The organism is Pedomonas sp. V897 (genome assembly GCF_051304405.1).
In the GTDB taxonomy this organism is placed as follows: Bacteria; Pseudomonadota; Alphaproteobacteria; order Sphingomonadales; family Sphingomonadaceae; genus Pedomonas.
The window spans coordinates 797,455-815,021 of record NZ_JBPPGG010000001.1 but is presented as its reverse complement, the minus strand read 5'-3'; the positions used below and the strand labels follow the sequence as shown (position 1 = coordinate 815,021).

Genomic DNA, 17,567 nt, shown 5'->3' with positions numbered 1-17,567 from the left:
CCCGATGACGTTGCCGCGCGAAATCACCGCCTTTCTTGCTGCCCACGGCTGGGACGGGGCAGACGCCCTGCCGCTGGCGGGTGATGCCTCCCACCGCCGCTACATGCGCCTGCACCGGGGGGCGGAGACGGCGGTGCTGATGATCGCCCCGCCGGGGCTGGAACTGGTGGAGCCGTTCGTGGCGGTCGGCCGGTATCTGGCGGGGCTGGGCCTGTCCGTGCCCGCCATCCGGGGCGTGGACGCCGCCCTCGGCCTCGTGCTGCTGGAAGACCTGGGCGACCTCAGCTTCGTTGCCGCTCTCAACGCGGGCCATGACGAGGCGGAGCTGTACGCCGCCGCCACCGATGTGCTGGCGCGGGTGCACCGCGAACCGGCGCCGGACAGCCTGCCTGCGGGCGACGCCGTCCACACCCTGCCGCGCTACTCGGACGCGCGGATGCAGCGGGAGGTGGATCTGGTGCTGGAGTGGTACTGGCCTGCTGTCGCCGGCGGCCCGGTGCCGGAGAGCATCGCCGCCGAATGGCGCGCGGCGTGGGAGTCGGTCTGGCCGCTCGCCTGGCACGACACGCCGGTGCTGGTGCAGTTCGACTACCACTCGCCGAATCTCCTGTGGCTGCCGGAGCGGGACGGGCTGCGCCGCGTCGGCGTGCTCGACTTCCAGGACTCGCTCCACGCGCCCGCCGCCTATGACGTGGTCTCCGTCATTCAGGACCCGCGCCGGGACGTGCGCGCCGGGCTGGAGCCGGTGCTGATCGAGCGGTATCTGGCCGCCCGGCCGGAGGTGGACGCCGATGCCTTCCGCACCGCCTACGCGGTGCTGGGTGCGCAGCGCGCCAGCCGGATTCTCGGCGTGTTCGTGCGCCTGTGGCAGCGGGACGGCAAGCCCGGCTACCTGCGGCACCAGCCGCGGGTGTGGGCGCTGCTCTCCCGTAATCTGGAACACCCGGCCCTCGCGCCGGTGAAGGCCTGGTTCGATGCCCACATGCCGGAGGGCTGGCGCGCGGCCCGCTGGCGGGACGCGGCGTGATGGCGGCTGTTCCGGCAACCGGCATGGTGCTGGCGGCGGGGCTTGGCACCCGCATGCGCCCGCTCACCGACACGCGCCCCAAGCCGCTCATCGAGGTGGCGGGGCGCACCCTGCTGGACCGGGCACTCGACAATTTCGAGGCGGCGGGAGTCGGGACCATCGTTGTCAACGTCCACTACCTGGCCGACCAGATCGAGGCCCGCCTCGCCGCACGCGCGGCCGAAGGCGGCGCGGCGCGGTATGTGATCTCGGACGAGCGGGACGAACTGCTGGAGACCGGCGGCGGCGTCGCCAGGGCCCTGCCGCTTCTGGGGGAGGCGGACCCGCTGCTCGTTGCCAACGCCGACAACCTGTGGCGGGACGGGCGCGAGAACACCATCGCCCGCCTTGCCGCCGCGTGGGATCCGGCGCGCATGGACGCGCTGCTGCTGCTCATCGACCGGGAGGAGGCGAAGGGCTACGACGGCGCAGGGGATTTCCACCGCGAGCCGTCCGGCCGGCTTCACCGGCGCGGCCATGACCTGACGGCCAACTACGTATTCTCCGGCGTGCAGCTGCTCTCCCGCCGCCTGTTCGCCGATGTGCCGCAGGGGCCGTTCTCCCTGAACCTGCTCTACAACCGGGCGCTGGCGGCGGAGCGGCTTTACGGGCTGGTGCACGACGGGCTGTGGCATCATGTGGGCACGCCGGAGGCGGTGGACGAGGCCGCGCGGCGGCTGACGCAGGGGTAGGGGCATGGCGGAACAACAGGGCGGACGGCCACGGGTCTACACGCTCGCTCCGCACGAGGCGTTCGTCGATTCGGTCGCGCGCGGCGTCTATGCCCTGACCGGGCGCGACCCGCTCCAGCTGGCCCGCGCCCAGATCTTCCTGCCCAACCGCCGCTCCACCCGCGCCATGGGTGAGGCGCTGATCCGCCAGAGCGAGGCGCGGGCGACGTTGCTGCCCCGCCTCACCCCCTTCGGCGATATCGACGAGGACGAGGCGCTCGGCAGCTTCCTCGACGACTTCGCGGCGGAGACCGACATTCCCCCCTCCATCGGCACGGTGGAGCGGCAGGTGGAGCTGTCGCGGCTGGTCCGGGCGTGGCTGGTCACGCAGGGGCGGGGCGACACGCCCGCCGCCGAGGTGTACCGGCTGGCGGCGGCGCTCACCCGCACGCTCGACCAGCTCATCATCGAGCGGGTGGACCCGGCAAAGCTCCGCGACACCGTGCCGGACACGCTTGCCGAGCACTGGCAGATGACGCTGGGCTTCCTCTCCATCGTGCTCGACGCCTGGCCGAAGCATCTGGCCGAGCGCGGGCTGATCGACGCGACCGACCGGCGCAACCGTCTGCTGGAGGCGCTCACCCGCCGCTGGATGGACCGCCCGCCCGGGCATCTGGTGATCGGTGTCGGCTCCATCGGCGCGGTTCCCGCCGCCGCCGACCTGCTGCGCGTCATCGCCCGCCTGCCAAACGGCATGGTGGTGCTGCCGGGCCTCGACCTCGACCTCGACGACGAGGCCTGGGAGGCGGTCGATCCGCGCCATCCCCAGTGGGATCTGAAACAGCTGCTGGACACCCTCGGCGTCGCCCGCGAGGAAGTGGAGCCCTGGCCGTGGGACGGCAAGGCCGAGCCGCACCGGGTGGAGGCCGTCCGCATCGCCATGCTGCCCGCGAGCGTCACCACCCGCTGGCGCCAGCTTCCCCCGGCGGACAAGGCGCTGGAGGGCGTGAAAGTGATCGAGGCCGCCAATCCGGCCGAGGAAGCGCAGGCGATTGCGCTGGCGCTCCGCCAGGTGCTGGAGGAGCCGGGCAAGACTGCCGCACTGGTGACGCCGGATCGCAACCTGGCCCGCCGCGTCGCCGCCCTCATGCGCCGCTATGGCGTGGACGTGGACGACTCCGCTGGCCGCCCGCTCGTCAACACGCCGCCCGCCGTGTTCATGCGCCTCCTGGCCACCGCCTGCCTGCGGGAGTTCTCCGCCGTTTCGCTGCTGGCGCTGCTCAAGCACCCGCTCGCCTGCTCCCAGGGCAACCGCGCCGCCCACCGCGACTCCGTGCGCGAGCTGGACCGCCACGTGCTGCGCCGCCTGCGCGCCGCGCCGGGGCTGGACGGCATTTCCCGCGCCATCGACAGCCTGCAGGGCCGGAGCAAGGATCTGGCCCGGATCGGCCGCAATCTCGCCCGCTGGTGGAAGGGCATTGCCGAAATCCTCCAGCCGTTCAGCGACCTGATGCACGCCGAGGAGGTGGACGGCGAGGCCATGCTCGACGCCCACATCGAGGCGGCGCAGCGGCTGGTGGGCAATGGCGACCTGTGGCTGGGCGATGCGGGCCGGGAGCTGTCCGCCCGCCTCGGCGACCTCAAGCGCTGCGGCGACCGCCTCGGCCGCTTCGCGCCGGAGGATTACCCCGCCCTGTTCACCGCCTGGCTCGACGACGTGGTGGTGCGCCCGCGCTACCGCACCCATCCGCGCCTTGCCATCTGGGGCCTGATGGAGGCGCGGCTCCAGCGCATGGACTTGATGATCCTTGCCGGTCTCAATGAGGGCGTGTGGCCGGGCCTGCCCGCGCCGGACCCGTGGCTCAGCCCCGCCATCCGCCGCCAGCTCGGCCTGTGGACGGCGGAGCGGCGCGTCGGCCAGAGCGCGCACGACTTCGCCCAGTTGTTCGGCAGCCCCCACGTGATCCTGACGCGCGCCCGCAAGGACGGCTCGGCCCCGACCGTGCCCTCCCGATTCTGGCTGCGGCTGGAGGCAACCGTCGGCGGCCTGCCGCACGACCGGGAACTGCTGGCCTACGCCCGCGGGCTCGACCATCCCCGCGCCGTGACGCCCGCCGCGCGGCCGCGCCCGGCCCCGCCCGTCTCCGCCCGGCCGCGCAAGCTCTCGGTGACGGAAGTGGAGACGCTGCTCACCGACCCTTACGTGTTCTATGCCCGCAAGATTCTGGGCCTGCGCCCGCTCGACCCGCTGGAGGCGGACCCGGACGCCGCCGAGCGGGGCACGCTGCTGCACAAGGCGCTGGAGGAATGGGCGAACAAGAAGGTGTTCTCCGCCGAGCGTCTGCTGGCGGAAATCGAGGCGGTGCACGGCGATCTCTTCCGCCAGCCCCTTATCGCCAACCTGTGGCGGCCGCGTCTGGAGCGCATCGCCCGCTGGGTGACGGAGCGGGTCCACGAGCGCATGGCGAACAACTGGACGCAGGCGGGCATCGAAATCAGCGGCCACATCGAGGTGGCGGGCGTCACGCTCACGGGCAAGGCGGACCGCATCGAGCGCAACCACGAGGGGCAGCTCGCCATCATCGACTACAAGACCGGCAACCCGCCGTCCCATGCCCAGCGCGAGGCGGGCTACGCGCCCCAGCTGCCGCTGCTGGCGCTCATCGCCGAGCAGGGCGGCTTCAAGGAACTGGGTGCGGCCAGGGCGGCGGAACTGCGCTACTGGAAGCTGAGCGGCGGCGCCACCGAGGGCAAGGATACGGACGCGTTGCTCTATCGCGCCAAGCCCTGGATCTCGGTGGAGGACTGGGTGGCGATGTCGGTCGTGCGCCTCAAGGAGGCGGTGAAGGACTACCTCGACGGCACCGCGCCGTTCGTCGCCAAGCTGCACCCGGAATACGCGCGCGGGCAGGACTATGACGTGCTCGCCCGGGTCGACGAATGGCTCGGCCGCGAGAACGGGGGCGACCATGGCTGAGGCTGTTTGCCGGGGATTTTCTTGCGTGCAGGAGGGTCTTGGACGCGGCCGCACCTCCCTTTCCCTTTACCGGTCGTGCGGCGGGAAAGGGCCGAGCCAACGGGATCGTGTTTCAAAGGGCCGCGCCCGTCCTTCACGCAGAAGCACGCTTGCAGGCGCTGCCGGACGACTCCGCCGTCTTTGCCCGGCGCGGCCCGATCAACGAACGGGAGGGGCAGGAGGGACTGAGTCCCGCCTGCGGAAAAAGCCATGACCACAACGCGCGCCAGTTTCCGTCTCACGCCCGAGCAGGCGTCGGCCGCGGATCCCCACGCGCCGGTGTGGGTGTCGGCCTCGGCCGGCTCCGGCAAGACGCAGGTGCTGACCGCCCGCGTGCTGCGCCTGCTGCTTCAGGATGTCCGGCCGGAGTCCATCCTCTGCATCACCTTCACCAAGGCGGCGGCCGCCGAAATGGCGACCCGCGTGTTCAAGGTGCTGGGCGCCTGGGCCCGGGCGAGCGATGACCAGCTGCGCGCCGAGTTCGAGGGGTTGGGGGAAATCCCCAGCCCGGAGCGGCTGGCCCGCGCCCGCACCCTGTTCGCCCGCTGCCTCGACGCCGAGGGCGGGCTCAAGATCCAGACACTCCACGCCTTCGCCCAGTCCCTGCTCGCCAGCTTTCCGCTGGAGGCGGGGATCGCGCCGGGCTTCTCCACCCTCGATGATCGCACGGCGGCGGTGGCCATCCGCACCGTGGTGGAGGCGGAACTCTCCCGCGCCGCGCGCCACGGAGACCGCCGCCTGCTGGAGGATGTGGCCTGCATCTCCGTGGCGGCGGGCGATCAGAAATTCCGGTCCATCATCAACGAGCTGATCCGGCAGGGGCCGAACATCCTCGCCTTCGCGGGCACGGGCGGCACGCAGGGCATCGAGCCGCGTCTGCGGGCGCTGTTCAACCTGCCGCGCGAGGGCTCCGTCGCCGACTGGCTGGCGGAGCAGCTGACGGACGAGCGCCTCCGCTGGCTGGAGCTGCCGCGTCTCGCCGAGGCGTGGACGCACGGCGCATCGGGCGATCAGGACAAGGCGGCCAGGCTGCGCCTGTGGCTGGCGCGCGAGGCCCACGACCGCGCCGACACCTTCGAGGAGCTGCGCGGCCTGTTCTTCAGCGAATCGTCGGGCAAGGCTTTCGCCAAGCTGGCCAGCAAGGGCGCGATCACCTTCGACCCCGACATCGTCACCGTGGCGGAGCAGGCGCTGAACCGGGTGGCGGAATTGCAGGATACGGTGGCCCGTTTCCGCGCCGTCGAGACCGCCGCCTGCTACCTGCGCTTCGGCTTCACGCTGGCGGCGGCGATGGAGGCCTACAAGGCCCGCGTCGGCGCGCTCGGCTTCGACGACCTGATCGCCCGCGCCGCCCGACTGCTCACCGCCGAGGGCGCGGCCCAGTGGGTGCGTTACAAGCTGGACATGTCCATCGACCACGTGCTGGTGGACGAGGCGCAGGACACCAACGCCGACCAGTGGGCCATCGTGCGGGCGCTGACCGAGGAGTTCTTCGCCGGCATCGGCACGCACGAGCCGGGGCGCACCGTGTTCGCCGTGGGTGACCTCAAGCAGGCGATCTTCGGCTTTCAGGGGTCGGACCCCGCCACCTTCATCGAGGCAGAGAAGCGCTACGCCGCCGAGGCCGAGGCGGTGGGAGCGGAGCTGCGCCGCGTGCCGCTGGACCGCTCGTTCCGCTCCGTCGAGGCGGTGCTGCGGCTGGTGGATGCGGTCATCAACCAGCTGGGCCCGCAGGCGCTGGGCATCCGGGAGGCGCATCCGCATGTGGCCTCCCGCGCCGGGCAGACCGGGCTCGTTGCCCTCTGGCCCGCCATCGAGTCGACGGCAGCGGAGGAGGAGGAAGCGGAGAGCGCCAACGGCGCCGCCGCCGAGATGGGCTGGCAGCCGCCCGCCGAGCGCCTGCTGGCCGAGAAGATCGCCCGCCAGATCGCCGACTGGCTGCGCCGGGGCGAGCCGCTCGAAGCGCGCCGCCGCCCGGTGCGCCCGGGCGATATCCTCGTGCTGGTGCGCAAGCGCAGCGAGTTCGTGCGTGCCCTGGTGGCGGAGCTGGCCCACCTCGGCGTGCCGGTGGCGGGCGTTGACCGCATGATGCTGGCGGTGCCGCTGGCGGTGCGCGACATCCTCTCGCTGATCCGCTTCGCCCTGCTGCCCGATGATGACCTGACGCTGGCGGAAGTGCTCAAGTCGCCCTTCATCGGCTGGGACGAAGATCAACTCTTCGACCTCGCCCACGGCCGGGGCGATGCCTCGCTGTGGACCGAACTGAAGCGCTGGGCCGACACCGGCCACACCGAAGCGGCGCAGGCCAGCCAGCTGCTGCACGACGTGCTGGCCGTGGCGGACTGGGCGCCCCCATACGAGTTTCTGGAAATCGTGCTCAGCGATCTGGGCGGCCGGGCGCGGGCGCTCGCCCGCTTCGGCCCGCAGGCGCGCGATCCGCTCGACATGCTGATGGAGGCGGCGCTCGCCTACGAGCGGGACTTCCCGCCCTCGCTTCAGGGCTTCCTCGACTGGCTGGAGCGCGGCGACATCGAGGTGAAGCGCGACCCCGAGGCCGCCCGCGACGAGGTGCGGGTGATGACCGTGCACGGCGCGAAGGGCCTGCAAGCGCCCATCGTCATTCTCGCCGATGCCTACGCGCTGCCGGATGACAGGAATGCCATGGTGCCCGTTCCGGCGCAGGAAGGGACGGTGCCTGTCTGGTACGGCGGCAAGGCCTATGCGGTGGGGCCGGTCAGCCAGTCCATCGCGGCCATTCGCGAGAAGCAGGCGCAGGAACATGCCCGCCTCCTTTACGTGGCGCTCACCCGCGCGGAGGACCGGCTCTATGTGGCCGGGTGGAAGCCGCGCCGCCAGATCGCCCGCACCCTGACGCCCTGGTATGAAACCGTGGCGACCGCGCTCGACGAACTGGGGGCAGAGACCCTCTCCGATCCGCTCTGGGGCGAGGTGCGCTGCTTCCGCGTCGAAGGGCCGGTTACCTTCCTCGACCGGCCGGGCGAGGGCGACGTGGAGCCCGTGCTGGACCTGCCCCGCTGGGCCCGCGCGCCCGCCGGGGCCGAGCCGCGCCCGCCGCGTCCGCTCGCCCCCAGCCAGGTGGCGACGGTGCCGGAGCCGCCCGCCGGCTCGCCGCTGGAGGCAAGCACGCCCGCCGCCCGGCGCGGCACGCTCATCCACCGGCTGCTGGAGCGTCTGCCGGCAACGCCCGAGGACGCGCGCGAAGACGTGGCCCGCCGCTGGCTCGAGCGCTGCGCGGCCGATCTGGCATGGGAAGCGCGGGAGGAAATCATCGGCACCGTGCTGCGCACCCTGCATGACCCGGAGATCGGCACCCTGTTCGGCCCGGAGGCGCTGGCGGAAATTCCGCTCTCGGCGGTCATCAACGGGCAGGTGCTCTCCGGTCAGGTGGACCGGCTGATCGTGACGGACGACACGGTGCTGGTGGTCGATATCAAGACCGGCGCGCAGGTGCCCGCCAGCCCGGAGCAGACGCCGCTTGCCTATCTCCAGCAGATGGGCGCCTACCGGGCGGCGCTCGCCCGCATGTTCCCGGACAAGACCATCGAGGCGGCGTTGCTGTGGACGGCGGGCCCCACGCTCATGCCGCTTCCCGGCCCTCTGATGGAACAGGCGTTCGCGGCCATCGGTTCGTGACTAAGAACGCAGCTTCCATACAGCGCGTCGCTTGACCGGCTCCCGGCCGCTTCCTACGTTGCGGCTGAGTCACCGATAGGAACTGGTTATCGTACCGGGATTGCCCAGGAGAGTTTCCATGCCGTCGATCCAAGTTACCGACGATTCGTTCGAAAATGATGTTCTGAAGTCCTCGAAGCCCGTGCTGGTGGACTTCTGGGCGACCTGGTGCGGCCCGTGCCGGCAGGTCGCGCCGATTCTCGAGGAACTGGCAGACGAAATGGCCGGAAAGGTCACCGTCGCCAAGATCGATACGGACGCCAACCCGGAAGTGCCGACCCGCTTCGGCATCCGTGGCATCCCGACCCTGATCCTGTTCCGCGACGGCAAGCCCTACGCCACCAAGGTGGGTGCGGCGCCCAAGACTGCTCTCAAGGAGTGGCTGGAGAGCAACCTCGCCTGAGCGGGCAACCGACCAGACACAAAAAAAGGGCGGCCCTGGCGCCGCCCTTTTTTGTTGGGCTAAGTTTTGCCGGGCCCAAGGTTTGTTGGGCCCCAGGTTTGTTGGGCCAAGGGAGGCCGGGCAGTGTGCGGCGCGGTATCGGCAGCGGAATATTCGACCATGAGGAGGTTGCGCCGGGTTGGGTATGGACTATGCTGGCCCGGTCCAATGCTGAACATTGAACCTCCTTTCTATAAGGCCCCGTGGGTGTCCTGTCCTGCGGGGCCTATGCATTTTGAAGGCGACCTGCCTTCTGCCCGGCGTGGTCCGTGAAGGCCCGGGGGAATGCGCAGAAGAACCCGACTGCGCGGAAAGCCGCGCATAAAAATCAGAATAAATCAGAAAATCGGACTCGCGGAGGGGGCGCGGCCGCTGGCGGAGCGCTCCCCTCGCGTGCTTCGATCTTCCAGCGCTTACGCCCGCGAGGCCGGGCGCGCAGAGACAGCCTCGAACCAGCGGGCGATGTTGGTGTGCTTCTCGTCCGGGCTCAGCTTGATCCAGCGGGCAAAGTTCAACGCCACGAAGGCGGTGATGTCCGCGATGGTGAAGCGGTCGCCCGCCACGTACTCGGTCTCGCCCAGGCGCGTGTCGAGCAGGTTGAAGAAGCGGCGGGTGAGCATGACGCCGCGCTCCACCAGCACCGGCAGCTGTTCGGTGGGCTCGGCGCAGCCCGGCACCGCCCGGTTGGCGAACACCGGCGTGCTGTTGCGGAACGCCAGCGCCGCGGAATAGAGGCCGTCCAGTTCCGCCCGCCGCTGCCAGCAGTCGATGACGGCCTTTTCCTTGGCGTCGCGCCCCAGCAGGTTGGGCTCGGGGTGCAGCTCCTCGAAGTAGCGGCAAATGGAGACTGATTCGTCGATGACCGTGCCGTCGTCCAGCTTGAGGGTGGGAATCAGCCCGCGCGGATTCATGGCCAGATATTCGGGCCCGATGTTCTCGCCGCCCAGCAGGTCGACCTGACGGGTTTCGACCGTGATGCCCTTCTCCGCCAGAAACCAGCGCACGCGCCGCGCGTTGGGCGCTTTTTCAAAGTCATAGAGTATCATCGGTGTGCATCTCCTTCTCCGATGGCCGTGAGCTTAGCCTGATCGCGTGCCGGATAAAAGCATGTATATGCAGTTATTGGGTGTGATTTTTCGGGGGGCGGATTTTCGCCAGACAGCCGCTGCTGAAAATGCTCTGGCGCGCCGGTTGGGTTCGTGATAAGCGCCGCGAAAATTGATGCCCCTTTGGGATAAACGTTGATGATCCATCTGGCTGGCCCGCGTCTGGCGCTCCGACGACAGTAAGTCGTCCCCTCTCCGCAGTCCCTGTTCGGCTGCGGTGCGTCACGCCCTGTTCTCCGCTTGCCAGAAAGATCAAACCCTCGATGAACATTCGCCAGACGACGGCCGACGACCGGCCGGAGATCGAGACCCTGCTGGACGCCGCCTTTGGGCCGGATCGCCACACCCGCACCGCCTACCGGCTGCGCGAGGGCTCGGTGCCGGTGGCGGAGCTGTGCTTCGTCGCCCGCCGCGAGGATGGCCAGTGCGGCGGTCACCTGTGCGGCTCCATCGAATTCTGGCCGATCGAAGTTGCCTGCCGGACCAGCGGCCGGGTGCTGACGGCCCTGCTGCTCGGCCCGATCGCGGTGGCCGAGGAATGCCGGGGCCAGGGGCTCGGCGGCCAGTTGATCCAGCGCGGGCTGGAGACGGCCGAACGACTCGGCTACCCCCTCGTCATTCTGGTGGGCGACCCGGAATATTACAGCCGCTTCGGCTTCTCCAATGCGGCGACCGGCGGCTGGAGCCTGCCCGGCCCGGTCGAGCAGCGCCGCCTGATGGCGCGGGTCTCCGACTCGGCACTGGCGCTGCCTGTCGAGGCCGAGGTGCGCAAGCCGCTGCGCGCCGCGGCGGAATAATCCCGGCCGGATTTCAGACCAGACGCGAGGGCGCACGCCGCTCGGCCACCCATGCCAGCCCGAGCGCGGCGGCCAGAAGGCTCCACAGCAGCAGCGGTGGCAGCAGCGGCTCTTCGTGCACGCCGAGCAGGGCGCCGGAGTCGTTGCGCACGAGGCCCAGCCAGCCGTTGCCGGCCTGCGGGCGGTCCGCCGCCGTGCGGCGCAGGGAGGGCACGCCGTCCGCCAGCCAGAAGACGCCGCCGCCGGTGCGCTTGGCCAGCTCCGCCAGCGGCTCGGCCCGGGGGCGCACCTCCTGCCGCTCCGGCCCCGCGCCGACGAGGGCGAAGGTGCGCCGGTTGCCGCTTTCGATGCGATAGAGCCCGGGGACGGGGGCGGGCACGGCGAGCCGGGCCTCGCCGCGTGTGTCCGCTTGCAGGGTGAAGCGCTGCGGCTGGCCCTGGGGCGGGGTGATGACCACCGGCTCCGGCTCGGTCATGGTGCGCACGCTCACCGCGATCCGGTCATCGCCCAAGGGACGGGCGGAGAGTTGCTCCTCCTCCAGATCCGGCTCGCGCATCAGCCAGTGGACAAGGCGGGTGAGCAGGGTGTCGCGCGGGCCGCCGCCATCGACTCCCCGGCCCCAGCGCCACACGTCCAGCGTCATCAACTGCCCGATGCGCCCGCGCCCCTGCCGGTCCACCACCAGCAGCGGCGAGCCGCCGGGACCGGAGAGCAGGGTGCGGCCGCTGACGGCCGTGGCGGGCAGGTGGGTGCGCCAGCGGCCCCACGGCCGGCCGGGACCCCATTCCTCCTCCAGCGTCGCGGTGATGGGGTGGCGTCTGCCGCTGTCGGTGACGACGGCGCGGTAGGGCGTGGTCTCCCAGTCGCCGGTGGGTTTGGCGGGCAGCATCCGGCCCACGGACGTGCCGCTGAGGCCGAAGGGTTGCTGGTGCTCCGGCCCCGCCACCACCAGCAGCGCGCCGCCGTTGCGCACATAGTCGCTGATGGCGTCGAAGTAGGCGGCGGACAGCAGGTCGAGCTGGTCGAAGCGGTCAAGCACGATGAGGTCGAACCGGGGCAGCCGTTCCTCGAACAGCTGCTCGACCGGGAAGGGGATGAGCGACAGCTCCTCCGTCGGGGTGGGATCGAAGGAGGAGGGCAGGCGCAGGATGGTGAAGTGCACGGTGTCCAGCGCCGCGTCCAGCGTCAGGATATCACGCCAGGAGCGGGTCGAGAGGCTCGGCGCGCCGGAGACCAGCAGCACCGCCAGCCGGTCGCGCACGCCGTTGAGGCGCACCAGCGCCGCGTTGTTGGAGGTCACCAGCTCGCCGGGAGCCGGGGGGACGCTGGCGGTAACGACGGCCGGGCCGCGCCGCGCCACCTTCACCGGCAGGCGGGCAAGACCCTGCGCGTCGATCGTCACCGGCGGCTGGGGCTGACCGTCGATGCTCCAGTTGACCGGCAGGCCCGCCACGCCGCCGTCCACCCGCATGGTCACCTGCGCCGTCTGGCCGACGACGGCGTAGGGCGGGGCGGCCTGCACCACCATGCGCCGGTCGACCATGGCGCGGTCCCCGGCCAGCAGCACATGCACCGGCTTGCCCTCGGGCAGGACGGGCGGATGCTCCCTCGTCACGATGCCGTCGCTGAGGATCACTGCCCCGGCCAGCCGGTCGGCGGGGGTCTGGCCGATGGCGCGGCCGATCTCGTCCATCAGCGCCGTGCCGCCGGTGGCGCCGGGCTGGCCTTCGGTCTCCACCACGCGCCAGTGCAGGTCCGGGCCGCTGGCGGTGCGCAGCGCCTTGAGCGCGGCCTCCACCTCCGCCCGGCGATTGCCGATGGCCATGCTGCCGGAAGTATCGACCACCGCGACGGCGATGTCGGGCTCGGCGCGGCGCTCCTCGATGCGGGTGACGGGGCGGGCGAGAATGGCGAAGGCCACCACCGCCGCCGCCAGCCGCGCCGCACCCGCCAGCCAGTGCCGCCGCCACAGGGCAGCGAGGCCGGGCGCGGCCAGCAGCAGGACCAGCAGCCACAGCGCCCAGACGGGGACCAGCGGATCGATCGCCAGCGCGGTCATCGGTTGCGCTCCGGCAGGCGGTCGAGAATGGCCTTCACATGCACCTGATCCGCCTTGTAGGTGCCGGTGAGGGCATACATCACCAGATTGACGCCAAAGCGCAGCGCCCATTCCCGCTGGCGGGCGTTGATGTTTTCATGGCTGGCCCAGGCCCCGGCCCAGTCGGCGCTGCCCATGACGACTCCGGCCACCGCGCCGTCGCTGCCCCCTTCCGTGCCCGCCTCCACCCAGACGGTCTGCCCCTGCACCCGGCCGGGATAGCGGTCGAGGAGGTAGAAGCTGCGGGCGAGCACGTGGTCGCTGTTGAGCGGGGCGAGGCGCGGCAGGCCGAGCGGCTGGAGCACCTCGCGCACCACCTCGGGCGGCAGCGGGGCGGGGCCCAGATCCACCACCAGCAGGCCACCGCTGGCGAGATAGGCGCTGAGGCGCGCCGCCGCTTCCGGCGAGAGGGGGCGGGGGCTGGTCAGCGGCCAGTAGAGGAGGGCAAGCGTGCCCAGCTCGTCCCGCTCCAGATTGACCGCCTGCGGGCTGCCCGCGCGCACGGCGGTGCGGGTGCGCAGAATCCGGGTGAGCATGTCGAGCCCGTCGCGGGCGCGGCTGTCGGCGGCGGGGTTGCCGGTTGTCACATAGCCCAGCAGCACCGGCTCCACGGTGGTTGCGGGGGCCTGGCTGGCGGGCGGCTCGCGCGGCACGAGGCCAGGGAAAAGCTGGGCGTGGCCGGGCCGGGGCGCGGCCACGAGCCCCGCCAGCAGCGCGAGCACGGCGACGGCGGCGCTGGCGCCCGCGCGCCGCAGCGGCCAGCGGAAGGCACCGGGCCGGCCGAGGCTGAGGACGCCGTCGAGGATCGCCAGCAGGAGGCCGAGGATCAGCAGCGGCGGCGCCAGCTCGACCGGGGCGCGCAGGCCCTCGCGGCTGACGACCGGCAGCCCGGCGGCCTTGGTGAGCGGCTCGAAGCGGAAGCGGGGCGAAATCGGCCCGTTGCCCTGCATCAGGTTGAGCGCGCGGGTGACGCTCCCGGCGCGGTAGAGCCCCGGCGGGGTGGCCGGGCTGGCGGCGGCGCTCTCCCACGCCTCCGGGCTGATCTGCCGGGGCTGGGCCGGGTCGGTCAGAAGGCCGTCCCCGTCGAGCGCGGCTTCCAGCATGAAGCTGCCCTCGGGTGCGCCTGCGGGCCGGGTGGCGCGCCCCACCAGCGGCAGGAAGCGGCGCAGCATCTGCTCGAACAGGCCCGAGAGCGGCAGGCTGGTCCAGCGCGGGTCGGCGTTGGCGTGAACCATCACCAGTGCGCCCGCCCCCTCTGTGCGGGCGGTGACCAGCGGCGTGCCGTCTTCCAGCCAGGCCCAGCGCATCAGGCTGGGCGCGGAGGGGTCCGCCACCAGCACCTGCCGGGTGACGGTCACGTCGGGGTCGTTGGGAAGGCCCGCCAGCGGCCCGTCGGCGGCGAAGCCTCCCAGTTTCTGCGGCTTCTCCCAGGAGAGGCGGGTGCCGACAGCGCGGGTGGCGGTGAGCAGCGGCCCCGGCGCAAGCCGGGTGCCGTTCTGGGCGATGCGCGGCCCGGCGAAGGTGATGGCGATGCCGCCCTCGCGCACCCAGCGCAACATCGCCTCGGCCTGGTCGCGGCCGTTGACCGGCAGGTCGAGGAACACCCGGATGTTCGCCTCGGTGCTCGTCATCGACTCCGCCGCCACGGTGTCCACGCTGGCGTAGGGTTCCAGCGCCCGGCGCACGTAGAAGGCGGCCGATTGCAGCGGGCGCGGCTCGCCCCGCCGCTCCCCGGAGAAAATGGCGACGCGTGGATGCAGGGCGGCGGCATCGATCAGCGCGGTGGTGGCGGCGGACCGGCTCTCGGCAATCGTCAGGCGGCTGATGCGGGCCAGATCCCCCACCGCCACGCCCAGCTGCACGGTGGCGCTGGTTTCGTTGGCGTCAAAGCGCACGGCGGTCTCGGCGCGGGGGCGTCCGGCGGTGTCGATGGCCGTCAGCCGCACGGTCTCGGCCGGCAGCCCCTCGGGGCGCACCAGCTGCACGCGCCAGCCGCCCGCCGTGCCGCCGAACTGGCGGATGGCGATCATGCGCGCGGGCACCGGCAGCAGCCGCGCCGGGCCCACGGCCTTGAGCGCCTTGCCCAGCGGCTCGGCCCCCTGCGCACCCCAGCCGGTGGTGATCCACAAGGCTTCGTCCGCGCTGCCGGGGGCAAGGCGGGCGATGGCGCGGGCCGCGCCCTCCCGGTCGGCGGGCCAGGGGCGGGGCGCGTGCTGCTCCAGCAGCGCCAGCGCCGTGCGCGGCGTCACCCAGCCGGGGACAGGGGCCGCGTTGCCCGGCCAGCCGCCGGACGGCGGGGCGGTCGTGACCAGCGCGACGCGGGCATCCTCCGCGCGCAGCGCCTCGATGCGGTTGCGCGCGGCCGACAGCATCTCCTGCCAGCCGGGGGCGGACTCCCAGCCGTTGTCCAGCACGAGCAGCAGACGCCGGGGGCTGGGGGCATCCGGCGTCGGGTCCCAGCGCGGCCCGGCCAGACCCAGCAGCAGCAGGGTCAGCGCGCCCAGCCGGATCAGCAGCAGCCACCACGGCGGGCGGGCCTGCGGCGGCGGCTGTTCGACGACCGGCCCCAGCAGACGCACCGCGGGAAACACCACCTGCCTGGTCGGCGGCGGCAGGCGGCGGATCAGCCACCACAGCAGCGGCAGGGCGGCCAGCCCGGCCAGCACCGCAGGCGCGGCAAGCGTCAGGGGACCGAAGGAGATCATCGCCGGGGCGGGCCTCCTTCAGCAGGTGGAGCGTCCAGCCGCGTGGCACCCAGCCGCGCGGCGCCGATGCAGGCGGCGATGGTGGCCAGCCCGTCCTGCACCGGCGTGTCGGTGCGGTGGAGGAGATACTGCCACCCGGCGGTGCGGGCGGCGTCCGCCACGGCGGCGACGTGGGCGTCCCACGCCGCACGGTAGCGGGCGCGGGTGTCCTCGCTCGCGTCGATGAGGCGCGGCGCTGCCTCGGGCGCGACGTCCAGAAGCTCGACCCGCCCCTCGAAGGGAAAGTCGATCTCGGCCGGGTCGGCGATGTGTACGACAAGGCCGCCCGCCCCCTGTGCCGCCAGCGATGCGATGGCGTCGAGCCGGTCCGGCTCCAGAAAATCGCTGAGAATCAGCACCGTATCCCCCGGCGCGGCGGGGGCGCTGTGCATTGCCCCTGCGGTTTCGGCGGCGAGCTGTTCGGCGATGGCGCGGGCGCGGGCCGGGCGCGCGGCGGTGAGCGCGGTGCAGGCCTCGCCGGCCTCCTCGGCGCTCAGCGCGAGGGCGGCGGCCAGCACCAGTGCCCGATGCCGCTTGGTGGGGTGCTGCCTGTTGGGATGCTGCTTGTAGGGGTACTGGGCGGCGCTGGCGTAGTCCATGGTGGCGGAAGGGTCGGCCCACAGGGACAGGCGGGCGGGCAGCTCCCGCTCATGGGTGCGGACGAACAGGGAATCACTGCGCCCGGAGCGCCGCCAGTCCACCCGGTCCACCGCTTCGCCCGGCTCCAGCGGGCGGTACTGCCAGAACTCGCTGCCTTGCCCCGCGCGCCGGCGGGGGTGCGATCCCTGCTGCCAGCTGGGGCGACCCAGCTCGGGGCGCGCCAGGGGCAGCGGGCCGAGCAGGCGCGCCGCCCGTTCGGCCTCGGGCCAGAAGGCGTCCAGTTGAGGGGGATGCCGGGGCTGGTCCGTTTCCATGAGGGCCGGTCAGGCGTCCAGCAGCGGCAGGACGCTGTCAATGACATCCGCCGTCGTCCGGCCCCGGGCCCGCCCGGCGTAGGTGAGCGCGATGCGGTGGCCGAGCGCCGGATGCAGCAGCGCCTCCACATCTTCCAGCAGGGGCACGGCGCGGCCCATCAGGAAGGCCCGCGCCTTGGCGCCCGCCAGCAGCGCCTGCGCGGCGCGGGGGCCCGCGCCCCAGGCGATGTCGGGCCGGTCGGGGCCGGGACGGGTGGCGCGCACCACCCGCAGGATGCTCTCCACCACCTGCTCGGGCACGGGAATGCGGCGGATCAGCTGCTGCGCCTCCGCCAGCTCCTCGGGCGAGAACAGCACCGGCGGCTCCGCCTGCGGCGCGCCCGTGGTGGCAAGCAGAATGGCCCGCTCGTCATCCAGCTCCGGGTAATCGATGCGGATCTCGAACAGGAAGCGGTCCAGCTGGGCCTCGGGCAGGGGGTAGGTGCCTTCCTGCTCGATGGGGTTCTGGGTCGCCAGCACGTGGTAGGGCTGGGGCAGCGCATAGCGCTGGCCCGCCACCGTCACCTGCATCTCCTGCATGGCCTCCAGCAGCGCGGACTGGGTGCGCGGGCTGGCGCGGTTGATCTCGTCCGCCATCAGCAGCTGGCAGAACACAGGCCCCTTCACGAACCGGAAGGCGCGGCTGCCGTCACTGGCTGTCTCCAGCACTTCCGAGCCGAGGATGTCCGTCGGCATCAGGTCGGGCGTGAACTGCACGCGCCGGGTGTCCAGCCCCAGCACCGTGCCCAGCGTCTTGACCAGCCGGGTCTTGGCGAGGCCGGGCACGCCCACCAGCAGCGCGTGGCCGCCTGCCAGCAGGGTGACGAGCGTCAGGTCCACCACCTTGCGCTGGCCGATGATGACCGACTCCACCGCCTGCCGGGCCGCCAGCATGCGGTCCGCCAGCTCGGCGAGCCTGCGCTGTGCCTGCGCGTCGGCGTTCGGTGTTCCCTGGGCGAACTGATTGAGCATCCACGCGGT

11 protein-coding genes are annotated in these 17,567 nt (G+C 72.1%); 6 read left to right on the top strand and 5 right to left on the bottom strand.

Going from position 1 to position 17,567, the window contains the following annotated elements; all coding sequences use genetic code 11:
- The first annotated feature begins 4 nt into the window (after positions 1-4).
- The 5 genes from ACSJJU_RS03945 (at position 5) to trxA (ending at position 8,849) form a co-directional block, all read left to right on the top strand.
- Positions 5-1,027: an aminoglycoside phosphotransferase family protein gene (locus tag ACSJJU_RS03945; RefSeq protein ID WP_435913887.1), complete on the top strand. Its 1,023-nt coding sequence runs from the start codon at positions 5-7 to the stop codon at positions 1,025-1,027.
- Positions 1,027-1,758, top strand: a complete 732-nt coding sequence (locus ACSJJU_RS03940; protein ID WP_435913886.1) for a nucleotidyltransferase family protein — start codon at positions 1,027-1,029, stop codon at positions 1,756-1,758. The genes ACSJJU_RS03945 and ACSJJU_RS03940 overlap by 1 nt, the downstream gene beginning before the upstream one ends.
- Positions 1,759-1,762: 4 nt before the next feature.
- A complete protein-coding gene (gene addB, locus ACSJJU_RS03935; protein WP_435913885.1) occupies positions 1,763-4,714 on the top strand; it encodes a double-strand break repair protein AddB in 2,952 nt (983 codons plus the stop codon).
- A gap of 249 nt (positions 4,715-4,963) precedes the next feature.
- On the top strand, positions 4,964-8,407 hold the full coding sequence (gene addA / locus ACSJJU_RS03930; protein WP_435913884.1) for a double-strand break repair helicase AddA: 3,444 nt from the start codon (positions 4,964-4,966) through the stop codon (positions 8,405-8,407).
- A gap of 118 nt (positions 8,408-8,525) precedes the next feature.
- Positions 8,526-8,849: a thioredoxin TrxA gene (trxA, locus tag ACSJJU_RS03925; protein ID WP_435913883.1), complete on the top strand. Its 324-nt coding sequence runs from the start codon at positions 8,526-8,528 to the stop codon at positions 8,847-8,849.
- A 452-nt stretch (positions 8,850-9,301) separates the two neighbouring features.
- Here the strand turns inward: trxA and ACSJJU_RS03920 are convergent, their stop codons facing one another.
- Positions 9,302-9,934, bottom strand: a complete 633-nt coding sequence (locus ACSJJU_RS03920; RefSeq protein ID WP_435913882.1) for a glutathione S-transferase family protein — start codon at positions 9,932-9,934, stop codon at positions 9,302-9,304.
- A gap of 323 nt (positions 9,935-10,257) precedes the next feature.
- Between ACSJJU_RS03920 and ACSJJU_RS03915 the strand changes: the two genes are divergently transcribed.
- Positions 10,258-10,791 (top strand): GNAT family N-acetyltransferase, encoded by a 534-nt coding sequence (locus ACSJJU_RS03915; RefSeq protein ID WP_435913881.1) that lies wholly within the window; start codon positions 10,258-10,260, stop codon positions 10,789-10,791.
- A gap of 13 nt (positions 10,792-10,804) precedes the next feature.
- Here the strand turns inward: ACSJJU_RS03915 and ACSJJU_RS03910 are convergent, their stop codons facing one another.
- The 4 genes from ACSJJU_RS03910 to ACSJJU_RS03895 are packed head-to-tail and all read right to left on the bottom strand — an operon-like array spanning position 10,805 to position 17,558.
- Positions 10,805-12,850 carry a hypothetical protein gene (locus tag ACSJJU_RS03910; RefSeq protein ID WP_435913879.1) on the bottom strand — a complete coding sequence of 682 codons (2,046 nt, stop codon included), beginning with the start codon at positions 12,848-12,850 and terminating at the stop codon, positions 10,805-10,807.
- On the bottom strand, positions 12,847-15,594 hold the full coding sequence (locus tag ACSJJU_RS03905) for a DUF4159 domain-containing protein (RefSeq protein ID WP_435913878.1): 2,748 nt from the start codon (positions 15,592-15,594) through the stop codon (positions 12,847-12,849). The genes ACSJJU_RS03910 and ACSJJU_RS03905 overlap by 4 nt, the downstream gene beginning before the upstream one ends.
- On the bottom strand, positions 15,591-16,547 hold the full coding sequence (locus ACSJJU_RS03900; RefSeq protein ID WP_435913877.1) for a DUF58 domain-containing protein: 957 nt from the start codon (positions 16,545-16,547) through the stop codon (positions 15,591-15,593). The genes ACSJJU_RS03905 and ACSJJU_RS03900 overlap by 4 nt, the downstream gene beginning before the upstream one ends.
- 9 nt (positions 16,548-16,556) lie before the next feature.
- The gene (locus ACSJJU_RS03895) at positions 16,557-17,558 is read right to left on the bottom strand and encodes an AAA family ATPase (protein WP_435913875.1); all 1,002 of its coding nucleotides are present in this window, start codon (positions 17,556-17,558) and stop codon (positions 16,557-16,559) included.
- Positions 17,559-17,567: the final 9 nt, after the last annotated feature.